Raw genomic sequence first — 9,552 nt, forward strand, 5'->3', positions numbered from 1 at the left:
GCTGTCCTGCCAGATCGGTGCTATTGAACGAACGTGTCGGCGACGGCCAAGGCCTGCTCGAGGCGATCCAGCGCCTGAATGAGCACCTCATCCTCGATGTTCATCGCCGGCACCACATGCAGCCGGTTGAAGTTCGCGAAGGGCAGCAGCCCTGCGGCCTTCGCGGCGGCAACCACCTGGTTCATCTCCGGGCTGCTGCCTCCATAGGCGGCCAGCGGCTCGCGGGTTTCCCGGTTTTTCACCAGCTCGATCGCCCAGAACACGCCGGTTCCGCGCACCTCGCCCACGCTCGGGTGCTCGGTCGCGAACTGCGCCAGGCGCGGCCCGATGATTTCCTCGCCCAGGCGCTTGGCGTTCTCCACCATGGCCTCGTCCTCCATCGCGGTGATGGTGGCTACCGCCGCCGCGCAGGCCAGCGGGTGGCCCGAATAGGTCAACCCGCCCGGGTAGACCCGCTCGCGGAAGGTCTCGAAGATTTCCGGGCTGATCGCCACCCCGCCCAGCGGCACGTAGCCGGAATTCACGCCCTTGGCGAAGGTCAGCAGGTCCGGCACCACCCCGGCATGGTCCACCGCGAACCATTGCCCGCTGCGCCCGAAGCCGGCCATCACCTCATCGGCGATGTACACGATGCCGTGCTTCTTAGTCAGCTCGCGCACGCCCTGCAGGTAGCCCGGAGGCGGCAGGTAGATGCCGGCGGTACCCGGAATGCTCTCCAGGATGATCGCGGCAATGGTGCCGGGGCCTTCGAGCAGGATCGTGTCCTCCAGGTGCTTCAGCGCCCGGGCCGTCTCCTCCTCGGGGGTGCTTGAATTGAAGTAGGAGCGGTACGGGTAGGCCGGGAAGAAGCGCACCACCCCATCGGTTCCGTGGTCCGAGGCGAAGCGCCGCGGATCTCCGGTGAGGTTCACCGCCAGGTGGGTGCCGCCGTGGTAGGAACGGTACGCGGAGAGCACCTTGTGCTTGCCGGTATGCAGCCGCGCCATGCGCACCGCATGCTCCACCGCATCGGCACCGCCATTGGTGAAGAAGATCTTGTCCAGCTGCCCGGGGGTGTGCTTGGCGATCAGCCGGGCCGCCTCAGAGCGCGCATCATTCACATGCTGCGGGGCGATGGTGGCCAGCTTGCCGGCCTGCTCCTGGATCGCGGCGATCACCTTCGGGTGCTGGTGCCCGATGTTCGTGTTCACCAGCTGGCTGGAGAGGTCGATCAGCGCGTTGCCCTCGCCGTCCCATACCCAGGAGCCTTCGGCCTTCAGGATGGCCATCGGGGCGAACGGCCCCTGGGCCTGCCAGGAGTGGAAGACGTGCTTGCGGTCCAGCTCGTAGGCACGCTTCCCAGCGGCGATATCCGCTGCGGAAACGCCCTGCGTCAGTGGCTGTGCCAGTGGTTCAGTCATGGGTATCAGTCATTCTGCGGGAAGCCGAGGTTGATGCCGCCGTGGCTGGGATCCAGCCAGCGCTTGGTGATCACCTTGTTGCGGGTGAAGAACTTGAAGCCCTCCGGGCCGTAGGCGTGCTGGTCGCCGAACAGCGAGGCCTTCCAGCCGCCGAAGGAGTGGTAGCCCACCGGTACCGGGATCGGCACGTTGACCCCGACCATGCCCACCTGGATCTCGTCCTCGAAGCGGCGGGCCGCGCCGCCGTCGTTGGTGAAGATCGCGGTGCCATTGCCGTACGGCGAAGAGTTGATCAGCTCGATGCCCTCGTTGAAGCTCTCCACGCGCACCACCGAGAGCACCGGACCGAAGATCTCCTCGGTGTAGATGGACATGTCCGTGCCGACGTGGTCGAACATCGTCGGGTGCAGGAAGAAGCCCTCGCCATCGGCATCCACGGTGCCGGTGCGGCCATCGAGCACCAGGTCCGCGCCGGCGGAGATGCCGGCCTCGATGTACCCGGCCACCTTCGCCTTGTGCTCGCCGGTGATCAGCGGACCCATGTCGCAGCCGCGGGTGCCATCGCCCACGCGCAGCGTCTTGGCGCGTTCGGCGATCTTGGCCACCAGCTCATCGGCGATGGTGTCGATCGCGACGACTACGGAGATCGCCATGCAGCGCTCGCCGGCCGCGCCGAAGCCTGCGTTGACCGCCATGTCGGCGGCCAGGTCCAGGTCGGCATCCGGAAGCACCAGCATGTGGTTCTTCGCGCCGCCAAAGGCCTGCACCCGCTTGTTGTGCGCAGTGCCGGTGGAGTAGACGTACTGCGCGATCGGGGTGGAACCCACGAAGGACACGGAGTTCACGCGCGGATCGGTCAGCAGGGTGTCCACCGCCTCCTTGTCGCCGTGCACCACGTTCAGCACGCCCTCGGGCAGGCCGGCCTCGGTGAACAGCTCGGCCAGCCAGTTGGCGGCCGACGGGTCCTTCTCCGATGGCTTGAGCACCACCGCGTTGCCGGCGGCGATCGCTACCGGGAAGAACCACAGCGGCACCATGGCCGGGAAGTTGAAGGGGGAGATGATGGCCGAGATGCCGACCGGCTGGCGCATGGACTGCACATCGATGCCGGTGGAGGCGTTCTGCGAGAACTCGCCCTTGAGCAGGTAGGGCGCGTTGCAGCACAGCTCGACGACTTCCAGGCCGCGGGCCACTTCGCCCAGCGCGTCGTCCAGCACCTTGCCGTGCTCGGCGGTGATGATCGCGGCCAGCTCGCCCTTGCGCTCGGCCAGCAGCTGGCGGAAGTTGAACATGATCGCGGTGCGGCGGGCCAGCGAGGTGTCGCGCCACTTCGGGAAGGCCTCGGCGGCTGCGGCGATCGCATGCTCGGTGGTGGCCTTGGAGGCCAGCGCAACCTGGCGGGTGACCTCGCCGGTGGCGGGGTTGTAGATCTTGCCGGTGCGGTCATCGGCGGAGTAATTGGCGTTGTTGATCCAGTGCTGCAGGGTGCCGGTCAGCGTTGCGGTCATCGTATCGGCCTTTCGAAGTTGGGTGCCTGCCTTCATCATGGGTCATGGATGTGAGGGACAACACCATCACTGTGTCATGATTTAAGCACTAGTGCTGACGGAGTGTAAAAATGCTGACGGTAGACGAGGTACTGCACCTGCCAGTGGTCCAGGCCGCTGACCCCCAGGTGCTCTGCGGAACAGGGATGGACGCGCCGCTTCGCTGGGTGCACGTGACCGAATCCACCGAGAACATCGACCTGCTGCTGGGCCGCGAGCTGATCCTCACGACCCTGCGCAACGTGAGCGACGTGCGCGCCTTCATCACCGCGCTGCGCGAGGCCGGGGCCGTCGGGGTCATCATCGAGGACCTTTCCGGCGCACCGCTGGACGTCGCCGACCTGGGCCTGCCGGTCATCGCCCTGCGCACCACCACCCGCTTCGTGTCCATCACCGAGGTCATCCACCAGAAACTCGTCGCCGAGCAGCTCGAGGCCGTCCAGTTCTCCCGCACGGTGCACGAAATCTATACCGGGCTCTCGCTGACCGAGGCCGACGAAGCGCAGATCGTGGACCGCACCGCGCAGCTGCTCTCGGCCCCCGTGGTCCTGGAAGATGTCCGCCACCACGTGCTCGCCCAGTCCGGCGCGCAACTGGAACACTGGATCACCCGTTCGCGCTTCGTCGGGTTCCTGGAGCACACTGGACGCGCCACCGGCACCGAGAACTGGCTGCAGACCCCGGTCGGCGCGGTCCGGCGCCGCTGGGGGCGGCTGATCGTCCCGGCCGTGCTAGAGGACGACGACCGCGCGGCCCTGGTGCTGGAACGGGCCGGCCAGGCGCTGACCATCGCCCGCCTGTCCGGGCGCGACCAGCGCGAGCTGCTCTACCAGGCGCGCACCTCCACGCTGCACGAACTGCAGGCCGGGCACAGCTACAGCGACAAGGACATCGCCATCCGCACCCAGGCCCTGGGCCTGGCCGCCGCCCCCTACTATGTCCCGGTGGTCATCTCCCTGGCCGGTTCCGGAACGCCGACCGAAACCCAGCTGGCCGACCGCGCCCTGCTCGAAGTGCTCGACCAGCTGGCCGACACCCTGCACCTGGGCATCCTGGCCGGCTCGCTCAAGCCCGGGTACCTGGGGCTGATTCTGCCGCTGCGCGCCCGCGAACTGCTGGACTCCACCCTGCAGGGCTTCACTCGCCGCCTGGCCGAGCAGCTCACCGCGCCGGTGGCCATCGGCGTGGGGCCCGAAGGCACCCTGGCTACCAGCATCGCCGGGCTGGAGGAAGCCGCGCAGGTCGCGCAGATCGTCCCGCACCTGCCCACCCGCGCCCAGCCCTACTACCGCTTCGCCGACCTGCGCCTGCGCGGGGTGCTCTCGGCCATGGGCAGCGACCCGAAGCTGCGAACCTTCGCGCTGGCCGAGCTCTCCGGCCTGCTCAACCCGCTCGACCTTCCCGCCCTTGACCTGCTCGATCTCTACCTGGCCCACGGCGGGAACAAAACCGCGCTGGCCAAGGCCGGCTACCTCTCGCGGCCCACCCTCTACTCCCGGCTGGCCAAGCTCGAAGCCAAGCTCGGGGTGCAGCTGGACTCCGCCGAGTCCCGCGCCTCGCTGCAGGTGGCGCTGCTCTGGTACCGCATGCACGGCTGAGCTATCCACACTTGGCTCCCGGTGAGAAAACCCCGCAGGACGCCGCGGGCATCATGGGGGCATGAGCACAGAACAGGCACAGGCGCTGAAGGACCTGGCCGACGCGGAAGAACTCATCGCATCGGCCACCGCGGTCCTTGCCGGCGGGCCATTGAGCCCCGGCCACGCGGCCTGCTTTGCGCAGCTTGCTGACAAGCTCGCCCGCCGCCAGAGCCGCACCCAGCTGCACGCCGCCCATGCGCTGCGCCGCACCGGTGCCCACAAGCTCGACCAGGAATCCTTCCAGGCCGTCACCGAGGCAGGCGAGCACCCGAGCCTCGCCGCGTTCCAGGTGGCCGCCGGGCGCACCACCACTGCCCGCACGCATTTCAAGAACACGGCCGGGCTGCTGCACGGCTGGCTGGACATCCCGCGCAGCACGGTCCGCGACCGGCTGGCCCTGGTGGATTGCTTGCTGGGCGGTGTCGACGAGGCAGGGCAACCGCTGCCCGCCTGGTTGCCGGAACTGGCCGGGCAATTCGCCGACCCCGACGTGGATCCCCGGCTGGTGTCCTCGGCCGCGCTGAAACTGCATTCGGCCCGCAAGGACTTCGGCGAAGGCCAGGCCGGGCAGGCCAAGAAGGACCAGCTGCAAGCCGAATCGGCCGCCTTCATCCGCAGCGAACCCAAGGCCGCCCGCAGGCACATCAACGCACTGGTGGCGCAGGTGAAGTCCGGCCAGCGCCCGTTGCAGGCCCTGCTGGATGGGATCGGGATCTTCAAGAAGGGCATGCGCCAGGGCCTGGTCGAATACGTCCTGCGCGTCCTGCCCGCCCATGCGGCGATGATCGAAGCGTATTTCAACGCGCTGGACAACCCGGCCACCGTGGCCGGGAACCGCGAAGCCCTGGCGCACGCCGAGGCGCAGTTCACCGGTGCCCAGGGCAGCGGCTGGGATGACGAGGAATCGATGCCCGACTGGGCCAAAGACGGGGAACCTGCCGGATCGGCACCCGAGGGATCCGCCGAACCTGAAGAACCCGAAGAACCTGACAAACCTGACGAACCTGGAGAACCCGAGGAACCTGACGAACCCGAAGAACCCGAGGAACCTGACGAACCCGAAGAACCTGAAGAGCCCGAGGAACCTGCCGGCCCGGCCGCCACCCAGTTCGAGGAGCTCAGGCCAGAACGACGCCGGCTCGTAGGATTCCTGGCCTTGCTGATGACCGACCGCAACCAGAGCGGTTCGCCAGGGAGGCAACCCGGGTTGGCGGTACCGCAGGTGAGCATCATCCTGGATTACGAGAAGATGAGACGCGACGGCAAGGAATTCGCGGTCACTTCCACCGGGATCCAGCTATCCCCGGGCGAAACCAGAGCGGCATTGTGCACGGCCGGAATCTATCCGCTGGTGCTGAACGGCCAGAGCCTTCCCCTGGACCTGGGCCGCACCCAGCGGCTGTATAGCAAGGCGCAGGGCCGCGCCATCCGGGCGGCCTATCGAGGGTGCCTGTATCCGGGATGCAGCATGCCCGCCGAACGATGCGAACTGGATCATCTCGACGCGTGGGAAAAGGGCGGCAACACGGACATCGAGTCCGCGGCCTTGGGATGCACGATCCACCATATCGGCAGGCATTGCGGGTTGTTCCACGCGGTGAAGATCCCTGGATGCCGGCCGATGGCCCTGCTGTCCAAGGAACTCGACCCGCAGCAGAAACTCCGGGTGAACACCTACTGGATGACCCCGCAGGAAGCCCTGGCGGCCGATGCCCTCGCCGAGCGCATGACCGCGAAGTGGCGTGCCGGGGAACTGGACATCGAGATCGTGGAGCCCTAGTCATCCTCCGGGTAGGGCCACCGCACGTCTTTGCGAACTCCATCGGACCACTGGGCGATCCACTCTCCGGTGCCTTCGGAGACATCGCGGACCCCTGCCTCCAGCCACTGGAACTTCCCGTCCAGCAGGTCCGCGGCGATCCGTCCATCGGTACGGGTGGTGTTTTTCCAGAGCCTGTCGAAATGCTCCTCGCAGCGTTGCGCGGCCTGTTCGCAGAAGGCCAGGGCAAGATCCTGCGCAGAGTCGCGCTGGCCGGCCGGGGACTGCGGCAGCGCAGTGGTATTGGCGATCACCGCGGACATGGCGAACAGCTCCGCGCCGATATCCACGATATGGCCCAGGAAGACCTGCTGCTTTTCCAGGCCGGCCTGCCAGCGCGCCATCCCGGCGAACGTCTGGCGTGCCAGCCGCCGCGAGGTCCGCTCCACGTAGCGCAGGTGCTTGGCCAATGGGCCGTGCTCGGCATAGGAGTTCGGAAGCGAGCCTGCGCCCATCGCAAGTTTGGGCAGCCACCGGGCATAGAACCCCGAGGCATCCACCGCCGCTCGGGCCTTGTCCTGGATGCTCGACCCGGCGCGCGCCAGGTCCCCGGCCGCCTGCAGGTGCGCATCCACGGCCTCGCGGGCAATCAGCAGGTGCATGATTTCGGTGGAGCCTTCGAAGATGCGGTTGATCCGCAGGTCGCGCAGCATCTGTTCGACCGGCACCGCCCGCTCGCCGCGCGCTGCCTGCGACTGCGCGGTCTCGAATCCGCGCCCGCCGCGGATCTGCAGCAGCTCATCGGCGATCGTGCAGGCGGTCTCCGAAGCCCAGAGCTTGGCCAGTGCCGCCTCGATGCGAATATCCTTCATGCCGGCATCGGCCAGCCGGGCGGACACCTCGAACACCGCTTCCAGCGCATAGCTGCTGGCCGCGATGCAGGCGAGCTTGCCGGCGACGGCTTGGTGCTTGCCGACCGGGTGGCCCCACTGCACGCGGGCCGCGGACCATTCACGGGCGATCTTCGTGGACCATTTGCCGGCCCCGGCGCACATGGCCGGGATGGACAAGCGCCCGGTGTTCAGGGTGCTCAGCGCGATCTTCAGCCCCGAGCCTTCCTTGCCCAGGCGGTTGGCCGCCGGCACGCGCACCGAGCGGAACCGGGTCACCCCGTTCTCGATTCCGCGCAGGCCCATGAACTGGTTGCGGTTCTCGACGGTGATGCCCGCGGTATCGGCCTCGACGATGAAGGCGGTGATTCCGCCGCGACCTGCAGGCTCTTGGCCGAGGGCCTCATGCGGCTGCACCGCGGCCATCACCACGAGCAGCTCGGCGACCACCCCGTTGGTGGTCCACAGCTTCGCGCCATCCAGCATGTAGTGGCTGCCGTCGTGACTGAGCCGGGCTTCGGTGCCCAACCGTGCAGGGTCGGAACCGACATCGTTCTCGGTGAGCAGGAAGGCGCTGATGGCTCCTGCCGCGCAGCGCGGCAGGTACTCGCGTTTTTGCTCCTCGGTGCCGAAGGACTTCACCGGTTCGGGGACGCCGATGGACTGGTGGGCCGAGAGCAGCGCGCCGATGGCCGGGGAAACCACGCCGACGCGCATCAGCGCCCGGCCGTAGTCCAGCAGGCTCAGCCCCAGTCCGCCGTATTCGACCGGGATCTTCATGCCGAAGGCGCCGATGCGGCGAAGCTGGGCAATATATTCGCCGGGGATGCGCGCCTGGGCTTCGATGCGCTCCGGGTCGATGCCATCGAGGACCGCTTCGAGCTGCGGCAGGAATTCCTGTCCGCGTTCTGGATGCAGGGCGCTGGGCAATGGTTCGATCAGGGAGAAGTCCACGGCCCCCATGTACAGGCCCTTGGCGAAGCTGGGCCGGTCGAACTGCTCGCGGGACTCCTCGGCGACTTGCCTGGATTTGTCGGCGTTGATTTGCATGGCGATCCCCTTTGGCTCGGCGATCGGCCGCGGCGCCATCGCCTGGTGGCACCAGCGTAGCTGCCAAACCCCGGGGTTGCTAGAGCGCGTGCAAGTGGCCGCGGATCGCCTGGCCGGCGTCGTGCAGGTTCTCTCCTTCGAGCAGCACGAACGCCTGCCCGAAGGTCAGCTCATGGATCTGCGATGCGGTTTGCCCTAATTCGCGGGCGATCCGTGCGGTGCTGGCCCGATGGTCGCGCTGCAGGGAGGGGAAGACCAGGGAGAAGACCCGGGAGACCAGCTGCTGGTGCTCCTGGGCCGGTTCCAGCGCCAGCTCCTGGGACAACCACTGGTAGGCGCCCTCGCCCAGCAAGCCGCGGGCACGCGAATGCGCGAGGATCACCTGGGCCGGTGCACCGAACTGCTCTTCGAGTGCCAGCAGCTGCGGGATCTGCAGGGAATCGGAGACCCGCACCTGCAGGGACAGGGAGGGCAGGAGCAAGCGTGCCGCGAATTCGTCGGCCTCGCGTTCCGCGGCGGCCACCTGCTCGCGGTTCTCGCCCAGCGAGGAGTGCATCAGCAGATGCCCCAGCTCGTGGGCCATCGCCAGGCGCTGTGCATTGCGGCTGCCGGCGGCCAGAAAGATGAAGGCCTGCTCGTCTTCCCAGAAGCTGAAGGTCTTGACCGCTTCGAGCGAGGCCGGCAGGCTCAGCACCCGCACCCCGCGGGCTTCGAGCAGATGCAGCAGATCGGGCAGCGCGCCGCATCCCAGATCCCATTCGGTGCGCAGATGCGCGGCGGCATCTTCCGGGGTGAAGCCGCACAGCTCGGGGATCCCGGTGTGCGGGAGCCGGAAGTTCCGCGTGATCAGGTTGTAGAGTTCTACGCCGTTGCGGCCCAGCGCGGCCGCGGCGACTTTTTGCGCGGTGCTGGTGCGGCGCGGGGAGCGGAAGAAGATCCGTTCGGTGTCGATGCCCTGGGCCGCGGGAAGCCGGAAGAACTGCGGCGCGCAGCCCAGCGCATCGGCCAGCGCAAGGGAAAGATCCTCGGGAGCATGGGCGAGTTCGCGCTCGCAAATACCCAGCGAGGCGGCCAAGGCGGACCGGCTCAGCGCTGCACGTTCGCGTGCCAACCTGATTCTGGTCGGTTCCAAAGTCATGAGGTTCCTGCAATCTTCCAAAAGGCGATCTTGATCGTCTAATGACCTCAGACTAGTGGCCTATGCCACAAAGCACCAATTGCGTGCAGCTTCGTGAAGTAACACGCTCTGACTTGCGAAAAGGGGGG

General features: G+C 67.5%; 6 protein-coding genes. 2 read left to right on the top strand and 4 right to left on the bottom strand.

The genetic code is table 11. From position 1 onward, the window contains the following. Positions 1-20 precede the first annotated feature (20 nt). On the bottom strand, positions 21-1,400 hold the full coding sequence (locus tag ACNPN0_RS06775) for an aminotransferase class III-fold pyridoxal phosphate-dependent enzyme (RefSeq protein ID WP_448937268.1): 1,380 nt from the start codon (positions 1,398-1,400) through the stop codon (positions 21-23). A 5-nt stretch (positions 1,401-1,405) separates the two neighbouring features. Then, entirely contained in the window at positions 1,406-2,908 is a 1,503-nt protein-coding gene (locus ACNPN0_RS06780; protein ID WP_332485879.1) for a CoA-acylating methylmalonate-semialdehyde dehydrogenase, read from the bottom strand. Between the two features lie 110 nt (positions 2,909-3,018). Here ACNPN0_RS06780 and ACNPN0_RS06785 point away from each other — a divergent pair, with 110 nt between their 5' ends. Both ACNPN0_RS06785 and ACNPN0_RS06790 read left to right on the top strand, forming a co-directional pair. Then, positions 3,019-4,545, top strand: coding sequence for a PucR family transcriptional regulator (locus tag ACNPN0_RS06785; RefSeq protein ID WP_448938866.1), 1,527 nt, complete (start codon positions 3,019-3,021; stop codon positions 4,543-4,545). A gap of 61 nt (positions 4,546-4,606) precedes the next feature. After that, a complete protein-coding gene (locus ACNPN0_RS06790; protein ID WP_448937270.1) occupies positions 4,607-6,367 on the top strand; it encodes an HNH endonuclease signature motif containing protein in 1,761 nt (586 codons plus the stop codon). Here the strand turns inward: ACNPN0_RS06790 and ACNPN0_RS06795 are convergent. Next, on the bottom strand, positions 6,364-8,286 hold the full coding sequence (locus tag ACNPN0_RS06795) for an acyl-CoA dehydrogenase family protein (protein ID WP_448937271.1): 1,923 nt from the start codon (positions 8,284-8,286) through the stop codon (positions 6,364-6,366). The genes ACNPN0_RS06790 and ACNPN0_RS06795 overlap by 4 nt on opposite strands. 79 nt (positions 8,287-8,365) lie before the next feature. Then, positions 8,366-9,424, bottom strand: coding sequence for an ImmA/IrrE family metallo-endopeptidase (locus ACNPN0_RS06800; protein WP_332485883.1), 1,059 nt, complete (start codon positions 9,422-9,424; stop codon positions 8,366-8,368). Positions 9,425-9,552 lie beyond the last annotated feature (128 nt).

The sequence above is a fragment of the Glutamicibacter sp. AGC84 genome, from assembly GCF_053543575.1.